Source organism: Bacillus sp. RC240, assembly GCF_044907945.1.
GTDB classification, from domain to species: Bacteria; Bacillota; Bacilli; order Bacillales; family Bacillaceae_G; genus Bacillus_A; species Bacillus_A mycoides.
The window spans coordinates 1,167,099-1,192,343 of sequence record NZ_JBIYCT010000001.1; the positions used below are offsets into that span (position 1 = coordinate 1,167,099).

Consider the following 25,245-nt stretch of genomic DNA (forward strand, 5'->3'; position numbering starts at 1 on the left):
ATATTCGCTCTTAATATATTCCTACTTAACCCAAATATTCAACCTATTTTACGAAAATACGTTCGCTGTTTTGATGGATTTTAATATAAATAGTTACGAATCATATTTCTCAATAATTCCCATAGATTAATATGGTAAAATAAATGTGATATGAAAGATAGCTGATATATTTGTAATTGTAAGAAGAAATGGATGTTATTAAAATTAAGATGGTTCAAGTAGGAGAAAAGACACTCTATGAAGAGTGTCTTTTCTTTGTATACTTTATTAGATTTGAAATTTTCCAACTATTCCATCTTGATGAATAATAACTTCTTTATTTACTACGTCGCTTCAATTCGTTAAATAATAGATACATAACAAAACGGACCTGACACTTACTGCAGAACCTTTTTTTGAATCGGAGTAAATCTATTAATTTTTACAAGCATTTAATGTTTTACATTTTTTACGTGCTTTAATTTCAGCTGGCTCAGCACCAAGCCAATAGGTTGGAAATGCAGTCCCCTCAGTGACATCGCCATCACGGTGCATGTAATAGCGTTCATCATAGTGAGTTTTAACGTTACCTTCAAGCGCAAGTTCTACCCATTCTGCACCAAAACGGAAAATTTCTGCAGCTACTCCACCAAGCGGATGGAATTCATTCTCGTAGACGCGCAGCTCTTTTGGTGCTTCTACAAGCTCATAAAGACTTAATGCTTCTTCCAAACGGGTTAGTTCATCAAATTCTCCTATTCCCATGAAGACTGGACAAGTAATCTTTGGAGCCAATTTCCATAGGTTCATCTGGCTACTCAGCTCGTTTTCAAAAGCAACCTCATCAGTGTAGCCCGACATATACATAAAGTTTGCTTTGAAACTCGGCTGTGCTCGGTTGAAGATGGTATCAAATTCGCCATATACACCTTCAAAAGTTGCTAAAGCGTTTATACGATTATCACTTGCAGCAGCCCGCATCCCCCAATACCCACTCATACTGATGCCAAAAAATCCAATCCGATTGGGATTAACCTCAGGTCGTTTTGATAGAAAATCAATATAACAACTAACGGCGCGTTCGTAATTAGTCAAATCAACTTTTAGACCTCCTGATACAGATTCACCTTGACCTGGTCCTTCAATTGATAGAGCTACGATACCACGAGACGTATAATAGCGTTGCGCAATCTGTATATAATCTTCCTTAATCATATCCATACCTGGGCCTAATATTACTGCTGGTGCATTACGAATTTCACCTGAAGGTAAATGAAGTAGTGCATATATCTGTTTGCCTTCAAATTCTAATACTATACGTTGTACCGTTCCCCCTCCAAGTGACGAAATAGCTGCCACACATTCGTTACAACGCTCTCGAAACGCTAATTTTCGTGGATCATCATTAAAATATGAATATTGTGCACGTCCCCACATAACAGCAGCTCGCTGATACAGATCACGGGCAGTAACTGTGAATCCTTTTTGTTCATAATGTTTTGCTCGTTCTTGAGCTTGAGCAGCAACCGTGGCCCATGCTTTTGGTATCATTGCTCCACTCTTTACTTGAGAAAAAACTTTATCAAAATCAGTGTGGTCGTGTCCTAACTGTTCCATAGTTGCCTTTGCTTCAGGGTGCAAAGCATCAAACCCACCAAGTGCAAGAGCTATATCTAAAGCCCATCCTTGAGATTGTGAACGTTGAGTCATAATAATCATCCTTTACAATGTAATTAAGTACTTAATGATTAAGTACTTAATTAATATGATGAAGTATACTATCTACTTTTGTCAAGTCTATAAACTAAGTCGTTTTATTTAGGATTCAAAGTAAGTAGATATACTATTGCTTGGAAAAGAACAGCAAATCTATACTTAATTTGACTCTACTCTTTTCCATATGTTAATGTTAACTTCATATAATTAAGTACTTAGTTAATAAGAAAATGGTGATATTATGACAAATTCTATAAATAAGATAACTGCAATAGACGAACTTAGTCAGGCTATATATAGTCTGACTGCAGCCGATGGACGTTTAAGAGGGCGAGCTACTCGTACATTAGGAGCAGTTTCAATGGTCCATGCTCGAACTCTTAAAGTATTAGCTGAAGAAGGTGAATTATCAGTCAAAGAATTAGCTGATCGAGCAGAAACTACCGCCGCTGGTATTACTCAATTAATCAATGGATTACAACAAGCAGGCTACGTTGAGCGTGTTCGTTCAAATAACGATCGGAGAGTTGTCAAAGTCCGGCTTACGCCTAGTGGTTTAAATTGTCATTTAGAAAGGGAGGAAAAACTAAAACATATTCTTAATGCGAACCTTTCAGATTTTGATGCAGAACAAATCGAGAAATCTTCTGAAATAATTAGGTGCCTAGTTCATGTGCTTGATCAACTATAATAGTATTCTAAAGCTTTCTTAGGTTCTGAGAACTAACTCCATCGCCATTAAGTTAAGTAATATATCACCAGCAAAATTGAAAAATGGGCTGAATACTCAAATATAACTGTAAGATTTTGAACTACTCCCACTTAACGACTTTGCGGCCTTTTTGAAGTGGGAGATTTCTGTGAACATCGGTGTACCCACCAGTTATCTTAGTAGGATCCGCCCGTAGTTCCTATGGTGGGAACTGAAGTGTCTTTTACGTTGCCTCACCACGTTTCCTACTTTAGCTTGATTTTCGCAATTTCGGCAAGCGCGGGACGATAGGACGTTGAAAATTTTACGATTGCAACGAATTTTCTGCAACCAACCTCATATCTTCAGTTTTCAAAGATCAATCTGTACAAGTATATGGTTAAAAACATTTTGGCTTACGCCAACCGACATGCATCCCCCTCTTAAAATTGACGTTTTACACCTTCACATTTTTAAGAAAGGAGTCTTTTGTCAGAAATCGATAAAATCGCTCCAATTCCTATTCATATAAATTAGTAAAAAATATTTTCCTATACCTTGGAATTAAATGTATCATAAGGCAGTCCTGCTTTTTTCCATGCAAGAAATCCTCCCTTTAAATTAACTACTTTCTTTATATCAGCTTTTTGTAAAATGCTAGCTGCTATAGCGGAACGTAAACCCGTTCGACATTGTAAAACTATTGGACAATTTTTCGGTACATCATCTAGCCGTTCAAGTAGATTACCTAAAGTGATATGTATTGCATCATGAAGATGTCCTTCATCCCACTCTTTTTTACTACGCACATCGATAACCTTTACACTTCCATCTTTTATTAACGGATATAATTCATTTGATGTTTTTTCCTTATAAATCTCTAAACTATGGAATCTTTGAATTACCTTTGAAGGTGCAAAAGCAATAATATTATCTAAGCCAATGGACTCAAAGTCTCTAATAACTTCCTCCACTTTAACATTTTCCGCATCTAAAATTATTAAAGTTTCTTTTTTATAATCTAATATCCCCCCACACCAAGTTGTGAAAGAATTGTTATAAGGTATGTTAATTGACTTCTCGATGTGGCCAGCAGCAAAACACTCTACATCCCTTATATCAACTATTTGCTGAACACCCCTCATCACTTCTTGAAGTTCTTCTATTATATAAATAGCAGTAATCTCTCTCTTCTTACGAGTTGGTGGACCATACTTATTTAAATGCTTCATTAATGGAAAATACTTTGGAGGCTCTGGCTGTCCCGTCAATAAATTCGATATAAAATTATCTTCATCATTACATTGAAACGCCCAATTAAACATCTTTTCATAACCTAATGTGGAAGTTGGAATTGCTCCTAATGCTTTTCCACATGCACTTCCTGCACCATGTGATGGCCATATTTGCAAATAATCGGGGAGTATTTTTATTTTTTGTATAGAATCAAATAATTGTTTCGCTCCTATTTTTGCGGTATCTTTAATACCAACAGCAATTTCTAATAAATCGGGTCTACCTATATCTCCTACAAATATAAAATCACCTGTGAATATTCCTATCGGTTTATCATTCATATAATTATTTTGACTTGTATCGGTTACTAAAAAGGAAATACTTTCAGGCGTATGCCCTGGGGTATGAATGACATTGAATTTTATATGACCAACCTTAAACTCCGTTCCCTCTCTAACCAAATTGTATCGGCCCTCGTTAAGATTTTGATATTTCCAATCACTATCTCCTTCATCTGATACATATAAATTTGCATTAAAAAGAAGGGAAAGTTCTCTAGACCCAGATAGAAAATCTGCATGAATATGAGTCTCAGCCGCAGCAATTACTTCCATTCCCTCTTTCTTAGCAAATTCTATATATTGTTCTATATAGCGGCTGGGATCAATAACAATTGCTACGCCTTCCTTCTGACAACCAACTAAATAGGAAGCATGAGCTAATTTTTCATCATAAAAATATTTTAAAAGCATAGCTATTCCCTCCAAATGCTTATTTCAAATTACTTCTCGGTTGTTACAACAACTCTCTATCTTTCCTTATAGAATCCCTTTCAACATTAAATTCCAATACATATAGGGCAACATATACCTTTTAAGTAAAAACATACTATACCGTTCTTTCGCTTGATTAAACGGAAACGTTTCTTGAGGCTCATGTTCATAGTTAAATTCAGCGAGTATAAGACTTTTATATCCTGTAACAATCGGACAGGATGTATACCCATCATAATTAGCCTGCAAGTCTCTTCCATTAAGTACGTCCAAAATATTTTGTTTTAAGACAGGTATTTGTTTTCGAATTGCCGCTCCAGTTTTAGATGTAGGTAAATTGGTACAATCTCCAAGTCCAAAAATATTCTTATATTTTACATGCTGCAAAGTATAAGGACTTATATCTACCCACCCCTGATGATCACTTATCTCACTTTCTTTAATAAAGTTAGGTGGCCCCATTGGTGGAACAACATGTATCATACTATATGGTACTGTTTCTCGTTTCAGTGTTTGCGTATCTTCAAAAATTGCTTCTCTCTTTTCAGCTATAATTTCTACTAAGTTTTTATTATAGTTCGTTATAATTTGCTTTCTTTCTAGTACTTGTTCTAATGTTTCAGCATAACGCGGTACCTGAAATATGTTAGCGTTCGCAGAATAAAACATTACTTCACTTCTGTTTTTCAAACCGCTATTACAAAAATACTCTTCTGCTAAATACATAATTTTTTGTGGGGCGCCACCACATTTAATAGGAGTATTGGGGTGGGTAAAAATCGCATTTCCTCCTTTGAATTTTTCAATTTCTCTCCAAGTAGAATCAACATATTTATAAGAATAATTGCTACAAACCCCATTAGTCCCAATAGACTCCTTTAAGCCTTTAATACCACCCCAATTTATTTGTATACCGGCTGCTACAATAAGAATCTCATATTCAAGTAGCATTCCATCATCTAAAAGTATCTTATTTTGATCTGGAAACAACTTAACAACACTTTTAGGAATCCACGTTGCTCCTTTTGGAATAAGTGATTCTTGATCACGCATCGTACATTCCTTTGAAACAATTCCTCCCCCAACTAAACTCCATAGTGGTTGGAAGTAATGTTTTTTAGATGAATCGATAATAGCTATACTTTCTTTCAATAGGGATACATTTCGTAACAAATGTGCAGTAGAAGATAGTCCTGCAGTCCCAGCGCCAATCACAATAATTTTATAATTATCTCTGGTCTTCATTATCCTCTTCCTATCTGAATTTAATTTTTAAGTTAACTAATTATTAGCCTTATTTCATCGTAGTAACAATATTATAAGATAAAAATACTATTATTTTATCTTATTAAAACGAATATTCCGTTAACTTTATCCGTCGACATTACTATATGCGTAAATCCCTTATGTTACTTCTTTAATTTGTTTCAAACTCTACAAACTTTACATTTCTCAATATTAGCCTGTATCCTATCTCACTTTAATGACATTACACTTCTATAGATAATGAAATGCAAGTTTCTTTGGTATGGTTTGTCCATCCTCCTTTTCAGGAGATAGACAAAAACAATCTTATTCCAATAGCTATATTACCTATTCTTTTTTGAATCTTTGTTATAAATATCTATACATGCATTTGAGAACGTCTTTGTTGTTTTTCCAGTCCCTCAATAATGTGAGAATTGCTATTACCATATTTCCCGTAGCCTTTGATTTATAGGGAGCTGAAAATAGTACATACCAACCCGACTGGAATATTGAACACCTCATAACAGGAGATACTTTCTACTTAACTCAACGTTTTGGTAGAGCGCATTTTGGTGCCAAAATGAAGATTTTCAAGGTTCACCCTGACGGCACTTTACAACGCTTTATTACAATTGAACCAGAATTTATTACTACGCCTAAAGGGTTAGAAATTTGGAGAACACCAATTACAAATGTATATACTAAAGGGACATATATTGCAGTAATTAAGTATAACCGAGAATTTACCTACTCAAATCATTTTCAAATTAATTAACTCTTTCCTACTCAGTAGCTAGAATTGATTAATTAGGTAGCTATGAAGAATTAAGATCTTAACCAGCTTCAATTTGATTTTAACTTTTTTAATATAAACACATTTTACTTTTAATAGAAGTAAGTTAACTATTATATCCACCTACTCTTCGTATGCAATATTGCATACGAAGGGCCTTAAATATTTTGGTATACTATGCATGTGGATTTTTCATCCAAAATTCCACTCAAACGCATATTTATGTATATGCCGACCCTAATTGCTAAAAGTGAGAAGAATGTTATTCATTCTTCTCACTTTTTTTATTTAAAATGTGTGCTTGTACTTAGGTCTTTAGATATTTTACATTTTGAATCTTAATACTAATCCACGTATGTGAATTTCCTTATAAAAATAAACTCCAAAATAGAATTAATCTTCCAAATTCCACCTATGGAGTCAGTTGTTTTCTAAAAAACATTCCAGCGTTTTTATCAATTGATTTTAGAATAGTCAAATAATAATACCGTATACAAGCTCTGCATAAATTATTCATTTTCTTTTATATAATACCTACCTTTTTACTTCTAATAAATCATTAAACATTGGATTATATTTCACTTTTATATAAATAAAAGCCAAATAGCCGTTCATAATGAACGACTATTTGGCATCTTACTAATAATTTGAAGTTTATTCATATTAATCTATTTTGCTTAATCCCGTAGAAGTAACTTGATAGGTTCTTTTTTTACCTATATATTCTTGTTTATTATTCTCAAGGTTAATAAGTGTAGCCCGTGTCTTTTCCTTTACTGCTTCCCCTTCTATATGGGTAAACTCGATATAATCTCCCACTTTGACTGGCACAGTTTGTCTTTCAGCAGTTTGCTGTCTATTTCCCACTATTTCCTTATTGTACACAACACTACCGGATGAATTCTGTACTTTGATACTTGCATACGTATTATTAAAATAAGAATGTGGTACGCCTGCTTCTAAATTCACCTGTATTTTCTCTGTTACCCTATTATAATTTACTTTTGCAATTTCTCTATCACTATATCCTTTTAAAGACCAACCAAATTGATTTCCGTCTAAAACCGTTGTTTCTGGCATTTTTTCTACTTTCTTCAGACCTTCTTTTGTAACTTCGTACATTGCTTTTTTTCCAAAGCTTTCTTGTTTACTATTATCTACATTTGTGAAAGTAGCTCTATGCACACCTTCTAGATGTGTTAACTCAATATAATCCCCTACTTTAACTGGAACTTTTTGCGATTCAGCATTTTGTTGTTTGTTTCCATAGATGTCTTTATTGTATACTACTTTTCCTGATGCATTTTGTACTTTAATACTCGCATATGTTTCATTAAAATAATGATGCGGTACACCTGCTTTTAAGTCCACTTGCATTTCTTCTGCCGACTTATCGAAATTGATTTTAGCAAACTCGAAATCACTAATTCCTTTTAGTGACCAGCCAAATTGATTTCCATCTAAAATTGTTGCTTTTGGCATTTTTTCTATTTTCTTCAAGCCTTCTTTTGTAACTTCGTACATTGCTTTTTTTCCAAAGCTTTCTTGTTTACTGTTATCTACATTTGTGAAAGTAGCTCTATGCACACCTTCTAGATGTGTTAACTCAATATAATCTCCTACTTTAACTGGAACTTTTTGCGATTCAGCATTTTGTTGCTTGTTTCCATAAATGTCTTTATTGTATACTACTTTTCCTGATGCATTTTGTACTTTAATACTCGCATACGTTTCATTAAAATAATGATGTGGTATGCCTGCTTTTAAGTCAATTTTCATTTCTTCTGTCGACTTATTGAAATTGATTTTAGCAAATTCGAAATCACTAATCCCTTTTAGTGACCATGCAAATTGGCTTCCTTCTAAAATATTATTTTCATTAGGCACATCTGGTTTAATTGGATTAGAATCCGTACCCTTCCAAATCTCTGCTGTTAAAATTGGATATCCTAATGCAGCCACTTTTTGAATGGTATCGTTATTTGGACGCAATCCCCACTTCTCAAAGAAAGGTATCAAATTTTGTTTGGCTACTTTTGATGCCGAAATCATAAATAATTGTTTTTTATTTTCATCAGTTTGTGGAAGTTCACTTGAAGACATGTCTCTATACAATTGATGCAATTTAGGATAGAAGTCCTCTCCATATGCTAACTGTAGTTGCCAAAGCATAACAAGCTTAACAAAAACATCACTAACTTCGTCATAATTTTTATTAGGTTGTTCTAAGTATTGAAATGCCTTAGTATAAGCGCCCTCCTGTTGCAATCTAAAAGATTGATTAGATGTAAATGCTTTTTCTACAGAAAGGCTGTAAATATTATTTTGTACTTCTGTCATATTATAAAACTTCCAAGGTGATTGCTGTCTCAAATGCCCTGCCTCATGCCAAGGACCCCAGCCATCTTTTATAAATTTATTAATATCTAACACGTATTGGATTGCATCTCCTACATATGCGGTTCGATAAGAAGTTGCATACATATAATAATCGGGAGAATGATTTTCTTCTACGTAATGAATATAATGTTTATCTACTTGTTCCTCGGATAAACCAGCTACTTTGTCTTGAATTCGAGTAGCTTCATCCATCTTTTTTAAGAGTTGTACAGGATCTGTATTAGAACCTAACAAATATTTCTTAACACGTGCAGGGCTGGCCGTAATTAATACACGTTCTCCTTTTAACTCCACTGCATGTGCATTGGGATATTGGTCCAGCATGTTTATTAAATCTTGTCTCGTATGCTTTCCTAGTTCAAAAAAGGGAGTAGTCGTTCCACCTGTTGTGACTGTTGTTCGAATGGTACCACCTTGTTGTTTATTATAAAAATAAATCATCCCCCCATTTGGAGATTGGATTGTGTTTATACCAGGTTTTAATGTAAATGATTTTATTTTAGAATCTTCTCTCCAAGAAGCATCATACGAATACGTTCCAATGTATGCTTGAATATTTTGATTTCCTTCTACATTAATCGTTATTTGTTCATTTGGCTTTGCATATAAACCAGTGGGTTCATATGGACTAAATGCCATACTTTTTCTTTCCTGTTGTTTCAGTACCTCAACATCCCCTTTTCCTGGGACTGTATATATTCTGTTTTCTGATTTAACTGGCTTTTCCTCTTGCAGTGATGTCGATATTTTTTTTTGCTGCTTTGTTTCCTCTGCAAAGACATCTGATGAAGAAACCATTCCAGTCGTAAGCATAGTTACTGTAGCAGTAGCTGCAAGTATTTTTCTAGTTTTATATTTTGAGTTATTCCCCATATTATCTCCCTCATTTTCCCTTAGTACATTTAAGGATTATTATTTTATTTATTACGTTTTTACACCAAAAATTTTTTACGCTATTTATGTTGTATCTAATACTCTATTTTTCCTCATAATAGTCTCCTTTTCTTTATTTCTAATTGTTTATAAATGTTATTTGATGACACATAAAATAACAACTTTACGATAAACTCATCAATAACAACCTATTATGTTTTGATTTAGTATTGTTAACTTCCATCTAATTGTATAAAAGTATTCAATTAGGAAAATAAGAATATAAAGCTCACTAATCATAGATTAGGTTTTATGGGAAAATTCATAAAAATCATTCACTTTAAAATTTCAAACTTGTATAACTATTTTCCGCATATAGGATGGAATTATAAAAATATTTCAATAAAATAAAAGACAGAGGCCTGATGATACCTCCGTCTTTTCAATTTATAAAGAACAAAAAATCATTTTATAACTGTATAAATGCCCTTGCAACAAATACTGTATTACGCTATTTTTTTGAAGAAACAGGATCCATTTTTAATGTTTTTATCCCTTCTTTTAATGTAAACGCATCCGCTCTCAATGTTTTCCAACTATCTTTCGCTGCATTCAAATTAGGTTTTAGGAATTTGAATTTATTTTGATCCGCTTTTTGGGATGCTTTATCAATATGACTAAGCACTCCCGAATATTGAGAATCTAAATCATGCCATTGTGCAGACATATAGGTAAGTGCATTAATAGCCGATCCAATCGCATTGTGCATTTCATTAATATTATTATACGCAACACCAACTACACGATTTAATGTTACTTTATAATCTATAGTCTGACGTAATTGTGCTAACAACGGCTCTAACGTACCTAAATTATTTCTTGCTACCCCTATCATTACACCACCAGCAATCCACGTAGGAATTGAGGGAATTGATACAGTTATTATTCCATCTGATTCTACTTGTTTAAAATGTCTTACTTGCTCTAAAACTTCATTTAGGCGCTTTTCATCTTCATCAATTCCAGATGCTTGGTTTTTCAGAATCGAATGCAAAATATCTTTATGACCTGCAAATGCTCGGACATCTTCTCCAATACTATCTCTTAACTTAGCTAGTTCTTGTATTAAATTCTGTGTATATGCTTGATTTTGTTTAATCTCACCTTGTAAATCTGTCATGCCTTCTTTTAATGTGTCTGCATCCCCTTCATTAATCGCTTCTACTAATGTGTCATAATAATTGTCGAATTTAGTATCATACTCTACAATCCCCGTCAGTGTATCTAAAAGTTGTTTTTTTATGTGTGACTCCCATTTCGTAGCATGCTCTCTTGCATTCTTTTGATCTTGTAGAATTTGACTAGGTAGATTTGTATATCCTTTAATGTCAATCCCTTCAAAGTTAACATCTGGGTTTTTAATTAACAAATAAGAGTAATCATTCATGGATTTTGCAAATACCCCAGCATCTTGCAAAGCTTTTTTCATCTTTTCGCTGTTTACAGAAAGAGATATATCTTCGGTACTAGTTTGTTCCATTTTACTTTCACTTGCGAAGGCTGCCACTGGAGAAACTACAGTAGTTGTTGTCAGAGTTAAAAACGTCGATACAGCAAGTAGTTTATAAGGAAAGTTTTTATTCATTTTAATTCCTCCTATACATATATATTGATTTTTAATTTGTTTTTTCTTGTTTAAAAGCAATGTCTTTTGAAATGAATTCTGCATCCTTATGAATATCATTCCAACTTTGTTTTGCAGCCTTTAAATCATCAGGTATTAAAGAAAGTTTATGTTCTTGCATTTGGTCGATATTATCATATAGATCTTTATAATTCGCTCCCATCGTATTCCATTGTTGCTGAATACTTGTTAGAGACATAATTGCTTGATCAACTGTTTGATACAAATATGTTAAAGTGTCTTTTGTATTAGTAAGTGAAATAACTGCTTGGTTAGCTAAATCAGCTTTCATACTTAATTCTCCAATTTTATTCGAAATTTCATTATAGGAGTTCATATGATTAGATGCCTCAACACCAGCTGCTGTTCCTAAACCGATACCAGCTGCCCCTAGAGCTGTTAGACCACCAATAACAGCTGGTGTCGCTGTGCCACCGGTCACAACAATTACTACCGCTCCTGCAATCGTTCCAATAACTAAAATAGCTGCTCCTAATCCACCACCAATTGACCAGGCTAATACATTATCAAAATGTGCTTTCTGCGTAGAACGTAAATTCTCAATTTCGACCTGAAGTTGTGGGAATAGTGCTTGTTTTCCCGCTAATATAGCCGTTAATCCCCCTTGTCCATCTGGACCTCCAACATTATTTTTAAAATCTACAGTATTTGTATACAACTTTGTTTTGAAAGCTTCTAACATCTTAATAACTTCCGTAACTTCATTTGAATTTGTATGAATTGTACCGATTAAATCCCCTATTCCTTCTTTGAGGCCCGCCTTATCTTTCTTTTTTACAGTATCTACTAGTGTGTCGTAATAATTTTGAAATTGTTCATCATAATTTACAATATTACGTGCTGTCTTTTGAATGTTTGGCTTCGCTGTATCTAGCCAGTAATTTGCATTGATTCGTGACAGTTCCTGATTCAGGTGAATGTTTTTGATTAATTCTCCCCCTCCTGAACCTAAATCAATGTTGGATAAATTTACATTCGGTTGCTTAATCATTGTTTTTGCGTACAAATCCATTACAAGAATACGAGAGCCTGTTTCAGCCAACACTTTCTTTAACCCTTCAGATCCTAACGCATAATTTTCTATTTTCTGTTCTTGTGCTGTCTGTTCTTGTGCAAGTGCGTGAATAGTACTACCATTCGTAGCAGTTATAACCGTTGCTAAAGTGGCCAAAGTTATGACCTTAAATGGAAATTTCATTATTTGATTCTCCTCCTTATTTTCAATTGAGTTATTATCTTTTTATTAAACCTAAATTCTTAATATTAAAATTTACAAACTTGTTCTTCGAGTTGATTTGTTACATTTTTTAGTCGTCTTAATGTATCTTTTTGAGACTGAGTGTTACTAGTATCAACTTCAGTCAATAATTTTGTAATACTATTATTTATTAGATTCAAATCCTCTTTATAACGTTTCATTAGCTCAATTTCTCCATCTACTTGATTAGCAAATGTATGCAAATCATTTTGCATGAAAAGAATCATTGATTTTTGTAAATCTGCTACTGTTAATTTAGTTGTTAAGTCATATAATTTCTGATTTTGTTTCTCTAAATCATTTAAATATACTCTTTGCTCTGCTGTTAGTTTATTAATTTCGGCAAAGGTACTATATGTTTTTTTTATTTTTTCAGGATCAATCACTTTCATAAGATCATACTCTTTCGTTTTTGTAACTGCAGCTGCAGCAATTTCACCTTTTTTACTTTTCTCTATCGCTTCACGTGCTTCTTTTTTGGCAGCTTCAATTTCTATAGCTGATTTTCCCTTTTCTGTTGCTTCCTGCTCTGCTTTCTTCTCTGCTTCTACAATAGTATTATTTATTTCTTTTCCTTTGTTATACGCTACTACCGCTGTTTGAGCAGCCGGTTCAATGATATCTTTTGATAGGCTATAAATCTCTTGGAATACCTTTAGCCCTTGTTCATTTAAAGCTCCTGGTAATAATGCTATTTGCTCTAAATCATTTTGAATTGATTTTTTTGTATTTAGCATTTCATTTTTTAACTTGTCTATTTTTCCTGTTCCCTCTGAACTAAGTACACTCTGTGCTTTTACCACATCTGTATCAAGATTTTTCAGTTTCTTATCTACCTGTAGTTTAAGATCTGTTAACTCATTAATCTGACGTTGCACGTTTTCTTTGTTTGTTATAGTCATATCTTGAAGAACTTCCAGTCTATCTATAAACCCTTCTTTATCTTCCTTATTATCTACAAATCCTTTTAATGTTGGATAATAGCTATTAAATTTGGTTGCAAATCCTTTACTTTTTGAATTTAGTAGAATTAATTTTGGATATAGTTCTGATGACCACTCTTTCATATCTTGTTTAATTAGAAATTGAGTTGTATTTAAAGATGGAACTTCTTCAAGTTGCACATTCGGACTTGCTAAGGCTCCATCTATAAAGGTTTGTGTTAATTTGGAGTGTGCACCTATTTTTCGTAATGCTGAGGAAATATCTATATTATCTTGTTTCGTTTCTGCCTGAACGATTGGCATTGCGAGAGTATTGATAGGAATAGTCGCTCCAGTAACGATTGATGTTATTAAAAATCCTGTCATAATTTTATTCTTCATTCCGTACACCTCTTCACTATTGTTTTTTACAGTTTTAATCGTAAATTTTGTACAACCTAACGTTAGGATTTCATCACACACACTTGAGGATAGAAATTTTTTCGATAGAGTAATCGTATCTCGTTTTTTATTTATTTTTGATAGAATATAAGGACCTTACTTCCCCCTCATTTTAAACACTATGTTTTTCATAAGTAAACCTGAAAATCACATTGATTAAATTTAATTTTTCAGATATTTATTATTCGAATTTAAAAATATTATATTTAAAAAAGTTAAATACAAATTTCATTTCATAAAGTGAAATAATTATACTATGATAATTAAACATAAAAATTCTTTGATTCCCTTAAATCTATATGAATCCCTTACTTAAAAATGATTTCAATATAATTTAATAGTGATTAACACATATGTGTCTTTTATATGGATATGTAAAATTACATATCCATATAGGAGTATCTAGCTTAACTACTCCAAAATATTATTATCGTATACATAATAATCATATTGCTACGAATACCACAGGAGAAAATTTCCCTCATGCACTTTAGGGGATAAATTGTCCATGAAATAATAATTTTCGCTTATATACTTACTATTCATTATAGGAATACAAAAAAGCGATTCTTTTCACAGTAAAAAGAATCGCTTTCTAGGTTCCTATTTTCAATTACATTACATAAAGAATTGAGAAATTATCATTTAAGAGCCTTAACTATAACTTCAGCTGCATCTGCAATTAATTTATTATCATAGGTAGCTTCTTTCTCATCTTTACTAGATAAGATTGCAATGATAATAGGTGCCCTGTTCGGTGGCCAAACGATAGCAATATCATTTCGTGTCCCATAACTTCCAGCTCCTGATTTATCTCCAACTACCCAGTCAGTTGGTACGCCTGCACGAATAAGTTTGTCTCCTGTAGCATTTCCTTTCATCCACTCTGTAAGAATTTTACGTTTATCAGCTGGAAGTGCATTTCCGACCGTAAAAGCCTTAAGATTGGTAGCAATGGCTTTCGCTGTACTAGTGTCACGAATGTCTCCTGGAGTAGCTTCGTTTAACTCTGGCTCAAAGCGATCAGCCATAGTAACCCCATCACCCATCTGTCTAAGTGCTTTTTCATATCCTTTAGGTCCGCCTATTTTATTAAATAAAATGTTCCCGGCGGTATTATCACTGGAACGAACAGCCGCCTCTGCAATTTCCCCAAGTTTCATGCCTGTATCTACATGTTTCTCTGTAACGGGTGAATATTCCACCAAGTCGTCTTTCGTATAAGTGATAACTTCATTTAATTTCTCAGTTGAGTTTTGCTGTAGCAATACTCCTGCCGCTAATGCCTTGTAGGTTGATGCAAAGGCAAATCTTTCGTTAGGTCGATAAGCAATTGTTCGATTTGTACCAGTATCAATAGCATATACACCTAATCGAGCATCAAATTTTTTCTCAAGTTGAGAGAATTCTTTATACGTCGCATGATTTTTATGTTTAACTGGTCCGGTCTTTTCTTTCGCTTCAACTTGCAATGCCCCTCCTGTAAAAGCTTCTAGGCTTGTAAGACTTAAACCTAATATACCAACACATAAACCTATTTTTAACATCCTCTTGTTTTTCAAAATCATCATTCCTTTCAAATTTTCAATACTGAAAACAAGTAATAAATTCAATACACTGTATCCTATTTGAAAACCTGTTTTTATACGTACACATAATAGACCATCTAAGAAACAAGTTTGTTCCATAAATTTAAAACCTTTTTAACTAGTAGCCAAGATATTAACAAAAGTAAGAGATAGCAACTATGATAGCCGCTATCTCTTATTTCAAATCTTCCTTTTTCTTTAACTTATAAAGGCTTTTATATAAACAGGGTCTCTTCCCCTGAGAAAAGTGCACAAATTTTACTATCTTTGATTCGAACTATCTGTACTAGCAGCTCCACCATGCATACGTTGCTTTTTTAAATCAAAGTATACATCTAAAATTTCCTTTCCAATTATAGAATTAATTCCATTTTTATCATCATGAAGCCATGGGACTACTACAGAAAATGCTACTTCTGGATTATCATATGGAGCATATCCAACTAATGTTAAGTTGTAACATTCCATACGTTCTCCTTTTGCATTTCTACCAATTGGATCATCTCCACCATATACAGTTTGAGCTGTCCCTGTCTTTCCTGCTGGTTTATATGGCGCATTTTTGAAATACTTCACGCCAGTTCCATCACCTTCTTGGAATACCCATCTAAAACCTTCTTTTATCCGATCAATATGTTCTTTCTTCATATCAACTCGATTTAATACGACAGGCTCTATAGAGCGTATAACTTTACCGACCTCTTCTTCTTTTATTGATTGCTCTCGTATTTCTTGTACAATTTGGGGTTGCATTCTATATCCACCATTTGCAATAGTTGAAATATATTGTGCCAATTGCAATGGTGTATACGTATCATACTGACCGATAGAAAAATCTAGTAAAAACCCAGGTTGACTATCTACTTTTCTCGTTTGCCCAATTATTTCATTCGGTAAATCAATACCTGTTGGTACCCCTAAACCAAATTGTTTAAAATAATAACGCATTTTATCAAATGCTTCTTGTTTAATATCCAATGAACCATTCGGTACGTAATTAACTCCCGCAATTTTTAAAGCTGTCTGGAACATGTATACATTCGAAGATACTTGTAAAGCTCGTAAATCATTAATATTACCAAATCCGGATACATTCCATGATTTCTTGGCTTGTGTACCTTTAAATTTCATCGGTGCATCATAAAATTGATCTCCTGGCTGTATTGCCCCTGTCTCATATCCAGTTAATAACGTTGCGCCTTTTACAGCTGACCCTAGCTCATACGAAGTTGTCATGTTACCTAATGCCAAATCCTCAATCTCTATTTTCCCTTCTTTTTCTACAATCTTTTTGCCTGCCATAGATAAAATCTGTCCGTTATTTGGATTTGTCATGACGACAAACGCTCGGTCCAACAGTGGCTCTGAACTCTTAAAAGCTCTCAAATTTTTCTCTATACTTTCTTCCACTTTCTTTTGTAATTCCATATCAATCGTTAATGTTAAACTATTACCACTTTTTCCTTTAGAGATTATTTCTGTGTTTATAATGTTTCCTGATTTATCAGTAATGTTTTTCACTTCTTCTTTTGTGCCGTGTAATACATCTTCATATCGTTGTTCAATATAACTTTTTCCTACACGGTCATTACGGTTATATCCACGTACCAAATAAGAATCTAAGTTTTCTTTCGGTAATCCTTCTTCACTACTTGTAATATTACCTAACACGGAACGAAATAAATTACCATTTACATAATTACGTTCCCAATCAACTGTTGTATCTACTCCTGGAAACTCCGCAAGTTTTTCACTTATCCGCGCATATTCTTGATCTGTCACATCTTTTTTTATAATTTGTGGTGTCAGTTGATAACCTGAACTCATTTTACTTTTAATAGCTAACAGTTTTAAATCTTGTGCTGTTAATTCTGCCAATTCTACTTCTGTAACGCGACTTCGTCTTAAGTCTTGAATTTTTTTGTCTAGTTCTTTTCCCTCTATTCCCTTTTCTTTAAACTTTCCTATGTCGTTTTTAGTAATCTTTGATTCCGCACGTTTCGTATTCAATTGCATCCAAAAATCTTTTTTATCGATATCGGTTAATTTATTTATATCTTGCTCAGGCATTTCAAGTACCTTCGCCAAGTCTTTTGCTGTTTTTAAAATATCTTCACTCGTAATCCCCTTCACCCTTGTATACGTAATTGTGCGAAGAGATTTATTATTAACGACCGTTTTCCCTTCTCGATCTAGAATCTGTCCACGTGGAACTGGTATACTAGTTGTTTCATTTTGACTGTTTTCCACTTGGTTCTTATAAGCCTCTCCCTCAACGATTTGTACTTTTCCTAGCTGCATAATAATAGCTGAGAATAGTACAAATATGCAAAGGAACATTATATTCAATCGAATAGATATATATGTCTTCTGTTTCTTTACTTTTTGTTCTTTCATAAATCCTCCATATAATTCTTCAGGAAATCCTCACTAATACTTAGTAAATAAATATACTAAAAGCGTTCCCTATATATTAGAAACCACTATTCAGTTATAATAGTGTCTTATCTTTTTTGTTAAATCCTTGTAAGCATCCATTCCTTTTGGTTTAGCCGTGTAATTGATAAATCTCCCTTCCTGTTTTTTTCTCTATTTTTTTGTCGCCTGCATTAGAAATGCTAAACTGTATAATGACTCATATTAAACTTACACATAGACTTACTATTAACATGTACTTTTTTTCATACTGATTGTTCCTTTCTTCATGCTGTAATACTTAATAGACAATCTAAATCATAAAGTTGTTCCACATTTACAAAAAAAATAATTAACTATAAGATGGAATAGGCTACATAAGGGAGGGTTATATGTTACATACGAAAAGATGGAGATTTTTTGCGGTTCTTTCTATTGTAAGTGTGATTTTACTAATTTTATTAAAAATCAACTTCATTTCAATTACTATCGCAACTTCTTCAGCTGAAAGAGGAAAAATTCTTGATCAAAATGGTGTAATACTAGCTACAAATAAGAAAGTTAAGTCTCTATATTGCACTTCTAATGATGAAAAACTATCGAATAAAGATACATCAAACACATTAGCTTTTTTCAATCAATTTTCAAACGAGTTTCAACATGACATTTCTACAGAGGACATAAAATCTCAATTACAACAATCCTGTAATAAGCAGACTATGAATGAAATATCCTTATACTCTGATATAAATGAAAATGAAATTTCATTCATAAACAAGAATAAACCTAAAAATGTAGTGATCAAAGACGAATTCATTCGATATTATCCAAAGAACGAAATTGCTTCACAAGTAATTGGGTATGTAGAAAATGACCTTAATTCTAAAAATGTACCTGTTGGTAAAAGTGGGATTGAGTTTCAATATGAAAATGATTTAAAAGGAAAACCCGGAAAAACTCTGATTTTTAAAATGAATAATAAAAAGTTCTTATGGAACATTCAAAAAGTACAAAAAGGAAAAGATGTCCGGCTAGCTTTAGACTCTAAATTGCAGCAAAAAACAGAGGAAGCACTAAGATCTCAAATTAAGAAAGTACCTGATGCTAATGCTGGTTATGCAGTAGTAACCGATGTAAAAACTGGCGCAATATTAACTATGGCCAATTCGGCAGTTTTTGATCCAAATATATTAAATACACATGTATCATCTAAAAAAGAAAACATTAAATCCCTTTCGCAAAATAAAGCGATTCAAAAATTAAAATATGGTGAATCTTATGTAAATATGGCCTCTACTATAAAGCCACTTACTATTTTAATCGGATTAAACGAAAAGCTTTTTCAACCTGAGGATACATATTTGGATAATGGTAGTTTTCAGTATGATAATCAAAATAACATCACCAATGCTCCTGGAACACCAACAGGTGAAATTACACCGAGTCAAGCTATCATTAATTCATCAAATACATTTATGACAGCAAAAGTAGCTCTCCCCTTATTCAACCGAAATAATGGGAATATAGAAAAAGTAGCAAATATATGGACAGATTATTTAAAGCAATTTGGCCTCCGCTCTAAAACTGGTATTGATTTACCCTTTGAAGAAGACGGAGAATATGAATTTCATCCATCTAATAAGTTTGAAAATGGAATCTCTGCTTTATTAAATGCATCTTGGGGAGGAAATGAAGTACACACCCCTCTACAACTTGCTCAATATGCAGCAACTTTGGCAAGTAAAGGTGATAAATATAAACCTCAAATCGTAAGTGCTATTATTGGTCAAGACGATAAGGAAACAAAAAAGTTTAAACCACTCTTAGAAAGTTCAAATCGTTATCCTATGAAATTTTGGAGTGTCGTGCAAGGTGGGATGAGTCAAAATATAGAGGAGATTAAAAACTTGCCCTTTCATGTCGCGGGTAAAACAGGGATAACTGGCTCTCCGAACGAGCAAGAAAGAATGATAAATCATTCTCTTTTCATTGCATATGCTCCTACCGAAGATCCAAAAATTGCTATTTCTGTCGTTATTCCTGGTAGTAATTCGGAAAAAAATATTGCTGCTCTCGTTACATCAGAAATTTTAGAGTGCTGGAATTCACTTCAAAAAGAGGATAAAGATAAAGAGGAAGGTTCATTAAAGTGAACCTTCCTCTTTTACCATATAGAATCTATATTCGTTATTTCCCATATACCTTCATCATTCTTTTCAAATATGAAAGAATATTTAATATCAGTTAAAACATACTCTTTTTGTACATATCCAGTATAACCGTTAATTGTCGATACTTTTATAAATCCATCATTCTGTACTTTTTCTGGAATCAAAGCTTTTACCATTTCATTAGATACTTCATATAAAACTTGTGATTCTCGTTTTGGTTCAGCTAAAATTTCCGTTTTATTTCCAGTAACAGTTGCATATATAAAATGCGATTGCTTTGGTTGGTTACTTTCTGTCAATCCACTTGGTACTTTGTATGCTTTCTTTGTATCATTTGCAAATTCTCCCCCCATTGTAAGAGCGACTTGCAACTCATGAAAAATATCCTCATCAAACTTCAATTCATCCTTCTGATAACTTTTCCCTTTAAATAGAACTTCATCATTTAACGCTCTATACAGGTCATTTTCATTTTTTGAATTTGTACTTCGATATAACTCATTCATAAATTGTTTTAATGATGGATCTTGAGCAGACTCATCTTTTGTTTTAGGCTTAATTTGAGTACTACTTTGTACCGGTGATTTATTATCATCAAGCCAAGGTTGTTGAACAATAAAAAATAACATTGTACAAACCAAAACAACTACAATAGGCAATGCTTTTTTACGAAATGGTCTCTTGTATGGTACAGAGTCTACTTCACTATTTTGGTATATCGATTGCTTTATTTTATAAATAAATGCTTCTTCATCTTTACGACGCTCCATTGGTCCATTTTTTAATTTGCTATACCAGTCAGGATTTTTTTTACTGTTCATCACTTCTACCCTCCCCTATTAATTTTGAAACTTTACTTCTTGCTCTGCTTAACCTAGATTTGACTGTTCCAATGGATACACCTAATGTTTCAGCCATTTCTTCATAAGATAATTCATATTTCGCGTCCAATATTAGTATTTCGCGGTGTTTTTTAGGTAGTTTTAATACAACATCCCACACATCATTCATTTCCTCTTGATTAAAAAATTCTTGTTCTGCCGATGGAGATTGCTTATCGTCACTAAAAAATCCCACTAAAGATATCCTTTTAAAATAAGAGGATTTCAAATAGTTTATTGCCGTATTTCTTGTAATTTTTAATATCCACGTTTTAATAGATGACTCCTTTCGAAACGAATTCCAATGTTTAAAAACCTTAATAAATACATCTTGTGTGATGTCATCTGATAAGTGTGGATCTTTCGTAATAATAAATGAATAATTCCATACATCTTGCCAATAGTCTTTTATAACATAGTCAAGCTCATCATGATTACATTTTTCAATAAACTTCTGTTCCATTTCCACACCTCAAACTTATTTGAATAAACATAAAGCTGCCCTCACTTTTAATATGGTTTCAATATATAGACATGATACAAGTTTCATTTGTTCCATTGTTTATCTTTTTTTTCGACAGATGATATTTCTAAAAAAATGTAATAAAAAAGACCAGGATAAATTCTTAAAATCATCCTGGTTTTTCTGTATTAAATATATTTTCATTATTTTTTTATAATAGAAACCGCATCTAATACATCCACTTGACTCCCCATAGTTTTAGTGAGTTTTTTCCATTCAGTTTCTGCTTGTACAGCCGTAACATCATCTGTGTTATATGGTCTATCTTCACCATACGATTTATTGAAATGAAGGATTTCCATTGATGTTTCATTTACAGGGATTTGATTGAAAGTAGTATTGTCAACAATTACAATCAGCTCCTCATAATCTGAATTACGATAGTGACCAAACCAAGTATCGCTAGCATACTGGACTTCTATTTTCTTTTCATTAATTGTTAATTCCTTAATTTTTTTATTTTTCTTACTAGCCAATAATACAGCTTTACCTTTTGGAGCTGAAGGTAATGACTTTATTGGATCTGAACTCCATACTTCATTATCATTATCTGATTCTCTCAACACACCTATCTCAACCATTTTCTCTGCAGTTTTTCGTTCCATAATTAATAGTTGTTTACCGCCAGTTTCTGCTTTTTTCACTTTATATAAAGTGTTGGTCTTAATTTCACTTTTATGTTGACTTACTATTTCTTTTAATGATTGTTCTTCCCCAATCAATAAAGCGGCATTCCTTGGTTCTTCTTTCTTTCCAAAAGAACAAGCCCCTAACATAGAAATTGATACAACTCCTGCCATACACACTTTCATTACTTTTTTCATTTCTTTTTCTCCTCTTTGCTTGTTTTATCAATACGTTACATGATTTTTTTATATAACCGTTGTAAATAACGCCAACGGACAGTGAAAAAGTACACACTTTGAATGGATATAAAGGCTAGTATAATTAAAATGGACATCTTTAAAACAGAGAAGTCAATTAGCTGTTGCAAGGCTATAAAAGCGACACCACTATGAATAATCGCTATAATTAAAGGCAAGAAGAACATTAACGTAAGCTGACGCGTTACGATTTTCTTTAGCTCTCTTCTACTTAGACCGACCTTCGCAATCATTTCATATTGTTGTTGTTCCCTTTCTAAATCTGCATATAGCCTGAAATATAAAAGACTGGCTGCGAACGTAAAGAATACGATCCCTACTAATACACTGACAATAAGTAAAATACCGTTCTCTTGTTTCGAAAAAATCCATTCAGAATACAATGCTTTAAAATAATGATGTGCTTGCACCGAATTATTATTACCCATTGTTGCTTCTAATTTTTTTGTAACCACTCTTGATTTCTCCCAATTTTCCACTACAAATCCATATTGACTTTTCATTACGTAAGAATCATCTTCTGTCTTTCTATTCGGGATTGTATCGTACAAAGAATCCGAAACAACAATAATAGCTCCAATTGTATTTGGGAGAACTATATACGGGACTGCCTTCTTGACCCCAAGGGACATCTCTAAGTTTTCCTGTACTACATCTATTTTCTCGGGTATATCTTTTCCTCTTGCATACTTTTCTTTTTGCGAAATTATTGAGGGTACTATAATCGCTTCTTGATCATTATCTATCTTTTCCATTTCATACCCGAAGATTTTTGCAAACTTGTTATACTCTGATACTTTGATTAGCACTAAATTATTTTCCGTGAATTTAGGATTCGTAACCGCTACCTGATAAGAAAAATTTGAACGAGTGAGTTGTTTTTTTATTTCTGTAATGTGCTCTCCTTCTTGGGGATTCTCGCCTAACGAGGTATAGGTAAATGCAAATGGATTGATCATCTCCGTTAATCCCTTATTTCCCATTGCTAAACATGTACCAATTCCTGTGAAAGCCACCGCGGAAACAATCGCTAGCATAAAGAACATAGTTGCATTATCCTTCATACGATAAGCCAATTCAGATATGGTAAGTAGGTTCGTTTTATTAAAAAATACAGTGTCTTTTTTCTTTAAGACACGTATTACATACACGCTCAACTGTGAAAATAGAAAATATGTCCCTACCACTACAAAAACTACTCCTCCAAGTAAGTAAGGCATAATGAAGTTTCTTTCTAGTACGAAATAGAACACACATCCATACCCTAACCCAATTAATAATACGGAAAGGAATGCTAATGCTTTTGATGCCTTTGGCTCTGGTTTTGGCTTTTCCTCTGATTTCATCAAATCAATTAACTTGTTTGCTTTTACCATTTTAGAAGTAAACAACGAAATGACTAGAAACAGAATCAAAAATGCGCCAGTTGTCGTAAAGACAGCTTTTATAGGAACGTAAAAAGGAAGACCCTTATCAATCGCTAATATATTTTCACTTGCCAATAAATTGAGCTTTGAAAATATCAAACCAATTAAGATACCAAATGTAATTGAAGCGACTCCAATTAACATATTTTCTAAAAAAATTAATTTATTTAACTGCGCCGGTGTCATACCATGCATGATTAAAATTCCAAATTCTTTTTTTCTTGTTTTTAAAAAAGAACTCACCGAATATAAAAGAAAGAAGAATGAAAATACAAAAATGAGATATTGAGAGATTTGCATCCCCATTGTTCCTAAAAGGCTCATTGTTTTACTTGTGGAGGCTAGTCCTCCTTGTAAATCAGGATGAAAAAGTAAGAGTGAATATGTGAAAAAAACCATAACTGAAAATGAGCTACTTAGAAAGTGTGCAGCATAAGTCCGCTTACTTCGAATGATATTATTAAAAGCGAATCTTTGAAAAGTCATGCTTACGACCTCCTAGTAATGCAAGTACATCTATAATTTTTTGATAAAACTTTTGTTGGTTTTCTCCGTTATAAATTTCGTTATATAATTTTCCATCTTTAATAAATACAACGCGATCACAAAAACTTGCAGCCACTGGATCGTGCGTAACAAGCATCATTGTTGCATCTTGTTCTTTATTTAATCGTTTTAATAACTCCATTACATCATTAGCCGCTTTTGAATCTAAGTTTCCTGTCGGCTCATCTGCAAGTAATAATTTAGGTTTATGAATTAGAGCACGTGCAATTGCTGTTCTTTGTGCTTGTCCGCCCGATATTTCATATGTTCGTTTATTTAATATATCTTGAATGCCTAATTTTTCTGCAATACCTTCTACACGCTGATTCATATCCTCAACTTTAGTACCATCTAACGTCAGAGGAAGAACAATATTTTCTTTTACAGTTAATGTTGTAAGAAGATTGAATGCTTGAAACACAAAACCTAATTCACGTCTTCGAAATAATGCCAGTTCATTTTGAGATAATTGATATGGATTTTCTCCATTAATCAATATTTCTCCTGATGTGGGAGAATCAATAGTAGAAACCATGTTCAACAAAGTAGTTTTTCCACTTCCTGATGGTCCCATTATTCCTACAAACTCCCCTTTTTTCACACTCAAATTAATGTCGGTGAGCGCTTCATAAGATACCTTTCCTGTATAGATTTTACTCAGTTCACAGACCTTTAATATTTCCATATCGTTTTGCTCCTTTTTATCTTTTAATAACCTAAGTTTATCTAAGCGTCCCTTCTTCTCATATCGA

At 33.1% G+C, this 25,245-nt stretch carries 17 protein-coding genes and 1 pseudogene; 4 read left to right on the forward strand and 14 right to left on the reverse strand.

Going from position 1 to position 25,245, the window contains the following annotated elements:
• Positions 1 to 414: 414 nt before the first annotated feature.
• On the reverse strand, positions 415 to 1,689 hold the full coding sequence (locus ABH955_RS06030) for an alpha/beta hydrolase (RefSeq protein ID WP_404455328.1): 1,275 nt from the start codon (positions 1,687 to 1,689) through the stop codon (positions 415 to 417).
• Between the two features lie 247 nt (positions 1,690 to 1,936).
• Here ABH955_RS06030 and ABH955_RS06035 point away from each other — a divergent pair, with 247 nt between their 5' ends.
• Positions 1,937 to 2,386, forward strand: coding sequence for a MarR family winged helix-turn-helix transcriptional regulator (locus ABH955_RS06035; RefSeq protein WP_088010268.1), 450 nt, complete (start codon positions 1,937 to 1,939; stop codon positions 2,384 to 2,386).
• 551 nt (positions 2,387 to 2,937) lie between these two features.
• On the opposite strand, the gene ABH955_RS06040 is transcribed toward ABH955_RS06035, so the two are convergent.
• Both ABH955_RS06040 and ABH955_RS06045 read right to left on the reverse strand, forming a co-directional pair.
• The gene (locus ABH955_RS06040) at positions 2,938 to 4,374 is read right to left on the reverse strand and encodes an MBL fold metallo-hydrolase (protein WP_016126969.1); all 1,437 of its coding nucleotides are present in this window, start codon (positions 4,372 to 4,374) and stop codon (positions 2,938 to 2,940) included.
• A gap of 66 nt (positions 4,375 to 4,440) precedes the next feature.
• The gene (locus ABH955_RS06045) at positions 4,441 to 5,640 is read right to left on the reverse strand and encodes an NAD(P)/FAD-dependent oxidoreductase (protein ID WP_016126968.1); all 1,200 of its coding nucleotides are present in this window, start codon (positions 5,638 to 5,640) and stop codon (positions 4,441 to 4,443) included.
• A 523-nt stretch (positions 5,641 to 6,163) separates the two neighbouring features.
• On the opposite strand from ABH955_RS06045, the gene ABH955_RS06050 reads away from it, so the two are divergent.
• On the forward strand, positions 6,164 to 6,418 hold the full coding sequence (locus ABH955_RS06050; protein ID WP_080118804.1) for a DUF5065 family protein: 255 nt from the start codon (positions 6,164 to 6,166) through the stop codon (positions 6,416 to 6,418).
• A 681-nt stretch (positions 6,419 to 7,099) separates the two neighbouring features.
• Here ABH955_RS06050 and ABH955_RS06055 read toward each other — a convergent pair.
• From ABH955_RS06055 to hblC, 4 genes are all read right to left on the reverse strand, one after another.
• A complete protein-coding gene (locus ABH955_RS06055) occupies positions 7,100 to 9,709 on the reverse strand; it encodes a putative mucin/carbohydrate-binding domain-containing protein (protein WP_404490964.1) in 2,610 nt (869 codons plus the stop codon).
• 511 nt (positions 9,710 to 10,220) lie between these two features.
• Positions 10,221 to 11,354, reverse strand: a complete 1,134-nt coding sequence (gene hblA, locus ABH955_RS06060) for a hemolysin BL binding component B (protein WP_404455317.1) — start codon at positions 11,352 to 11,354, stop codon at positions 10,221 to 10,223.
• A gap of 31 nt (positions 11,355 to 11,385) precedes the next feature.
• The gene (gene hblD, locus ABH955_RS06065) at positions 11,386 to 12,615 is read right to left on the reverse strand and encodes a hemolysin BL lytic component L1 (protein ID WP_404455390.1); all 1,230 of its coding nucleotides are present in this window, start codon (positions 12,613 to 12,615) and stop codon (positions 11,386 to 11,388) included.
• A 62-nt stretch (positions 12,616 to 12,677) separates the two neighbouring features.
• Complete coding sequence (gene hblC / locus ABH955_RS06070) at positions 12,678 to 13,997, reverse strand: hemolysin BL lytic component L2 (RefSeq protein ID WP_404490965.1); 1,320 nt, start codon at positions 13,995 to 13,997, stop codon at positions 12,678 to 12,680.
• Positions 13,998 to 14,604: 607 nt separating this feature from the next.
• On the opposite strand from hblC, the pseudogene ABH955_RS06075 reads away from it, so the two are divergent.
• Positions 14,605 to 14,691 (forward strand): annotated as a pseudogene (locus ABH955_RS06075) (undecaprenyl-diphosphatase); the annotation flags it as partial.
• Between the two features lie 7 nt (positions 14,692 to 14,698).
• On the opposite strand, the gene bla reads toward ABH955_RS06075, so the two are convergent.
• Both bla and ABH955_RS06085 read right to left on the reverse strand, forming a co-directional pair.
• On the reverse strand, positions 14,699 to 15,625 hold the full coding sequence (gene bla, locus ABH955_RS06080) for a class A beta-lactamase Bla1 (RefSeq protein WP_404491022.1): 927 nt from the start codon (positions 15,623 to 15,625) through the stop codon (positions 14,699 to 14,701).
• 282 nt (positions 15,626 to 15,907) lie between these two features.
• Entirely contained in the window at positions 15,908 to 18,043 is a 2,136-nt protein-coding gene (locus ABH955_RS06085; protein ID WP_404455311.1) for a peptidoglycan D,D-transpeptidase FtsI family protein, read from the reverse strand.
• Between the two features lie 410 nt (positions 18,044 to 18,453).
• Here ABH955_RS06085 and ABH955_RS06090 point away from each other — a divergent pair, with 410 nt between their 5' ends.
• Positions 18,454 to 20,214: a peptidoglycan D,D-transpeptidase FtsI family protein gene (locus tag ABH955_RS06090; RefSeq protein WP_404490966.1), complete on the forward strand. Its 1,761-nt coding sequence runs from the start codon at positions 18,454 to 18,456 to the stop codon at positions 20,212 to 20,214.
• A gap of 11 nt (positions 20,215 to 20,225) precedes the next feature.
• On the opposite strand, the gene ABH955_RS06095 is transcribed toward ABH955_RS06090, so the two are convergent.
• The 5 genes from ABH955_RS06095 to ABH955_RS06115 form a co-directional block, all read right to left on the reverse strand.
• On the reverse strand, positions 20,226 to 21,053 hold the full coding sequence (locus ABH955_RS06095; protein ID WP_404490967.1) for an SH3 domain-containing protein: 828 nt from the start codon (positions 21,051 to 21,053) through the stop codon (positions 20,226 to 20,228).
• Positions 21,043 to 21,576, reverse strand: a complete 534-nt coding sequence (locus tag ABH955_RS06100) for an RNA polymerase sigma factor (RefSeq protein ID WP_002127457.1) — start codon at positions 21,574 to 21,576, stop codon at positions 21,043 to 21,045. Before ABH955_RS06100 ends, ABH955_RS06095 begins: the two co-directional genes overlap by 11 nt.
• 203 nt (positions 21,577 to 21,779) lie before the next feature.
• Positions 21,780 to 22,460 (reverse strand): lipoprotein BA_5634 family protein, encoded by a 681-nt coding sequence (locus ABH955_RS06105; RefSeq protein ID WP_002127456.1) that lies wholly within the window; start codon positions 22,458 to 22,460, stop codon positions 21,780 to 21,782.
• Between the two features lie 35 nt (positions 22,461 to 22,495).
• Entirely contained in the window at positions 22,496 to 24,433 is a 1,938-nt protein-coding gene (locus ABH955_RS06110; RefSeq protein ID WP_404490968.1) for an FtsX-like permease family protein, read from the reverse strand.
• Entirely contained in the window at positions 24,408 to 25,178 is a 771-nt protein-coding gene (locus ABH955_RS06115) for an ABC transporter ATP-binding protein (RefSeq protein WP_404490969.1), read from the reverse strand. The genes ABH955_RS06110 and ABH955_RS06115 overlap by 26 nt, the downstream gene beginning before the upstream one ends.
• Between the last annotated feature and the right edge of the window lie 67 nt (positions 25,179 to 25,245).

Excerpts from the sequence above, each read along its gene's own strand:
- ABH955_RS06030 (WP_404455328.1), bottom strand. The coding sequence starts at position 1,689 with ATGACTCAACGTTCACAATCTCAAGGATGGGCTTTAGATATAGCTCTT.
- ABH955_RS06035 (WP_088010268.1), top strand. The coding sequence starts at position 1,937 with ATGACAAATTCTATAAATAAGATAACTGCAATAGACGAACTTAGTCAG.
- ABH955_RS06040 (WP_016126969.1), bottom strand. The coding sequence starts at position 4,374 with ATGCTTTTAAAATATTTTTATGATGAAAAATTAGCTCATGCTTCCTAT.
- ABH955_RS06045 (WP_016126968.1), bottom strand. The coding sequence starts at position 5,640 with ATGAAGACCAGAGATAATTATAAAATTATTGTGATTGGCGCTGGGACT.
- ABH955_RS06055 (WP_404490964.1), bottom strand. The coding sequence starts at position 9,709 with ATGGGGAATAACTCAAAATATAAAACTAGAAAAATACTTGCAGCTACT.
- hblA (WP_404455317.1), bottom strand. The coding sequence starts at position 11,354 with ATGAATAAAAACTTTCCTTATAAACTACTTGCTGTATCGACGTTTTTA.
- hblC (WP_404490965.1), bottom strand. The coding sequence starts at position 13,997 with ATGAAGAATAAAATTATGACAGGATTTTTAATAACATCAATCGTTACT.
- bla (WP_404491022.1), bottom strand. The coding sequence starts at position 15,625 with ATGATTTTGAAAAACAAGAGGATGTTAAAAATAGGTTTATGTGTTGGT.
- ABH955_RS06085 (WP_404455311.1), bottom strand. The coding sequence starts at position 18,043 with ATGAAAGAACAAAAAGTAAAGAAACAGAAGACATATATATCTATTCGA.
- ABH955_RS06090 (WP_404490966.1), top strand. The coding sequence starts at position 18,454 with ATGTTACATACGAAAAGATGGAGATTTTTTGCGGTTCTTTCTATTGTA.
- ABH955_RS06095 (WP_404490967.1), bottom strand. The coding sequence starts at position 21,053 with ATGAACAGTAAAAAAAATCCTGACTGGTATAGCAAATTAAAAAATGGA.
- ABH955_RS06100 (WP_002127457.1), bottom strand. The coding sequence starts at position 21,576 with ATGGAACAGAAGTTTATTGAAAAATGTAATCATGATGAGCTTGACTAT.
- ABH955_RS06105 (WP_002127456.1), bottom strand. The coding sequence starts at position 22,460 with ATGAAAAAAGTAATGAAAGTGTGTATGGCAGGAGTTGTATCAATTTCT.
- ABH955_RS06110 (WP_404490968.1), bottom strand. The coding sequence starts at position 24,433 with ATGACTTTTCAAAGATTCGCTTTTAATAATATCATTCGAAGTAAGCGG.
- ABH955_RS06115 (WP_404490969.1), bottom strand. The coding sequence starts at position 25,178 with ATGGAAATATTAAAGGTCTGTGAACTGAGTAAAATCTATACAGGAAAG.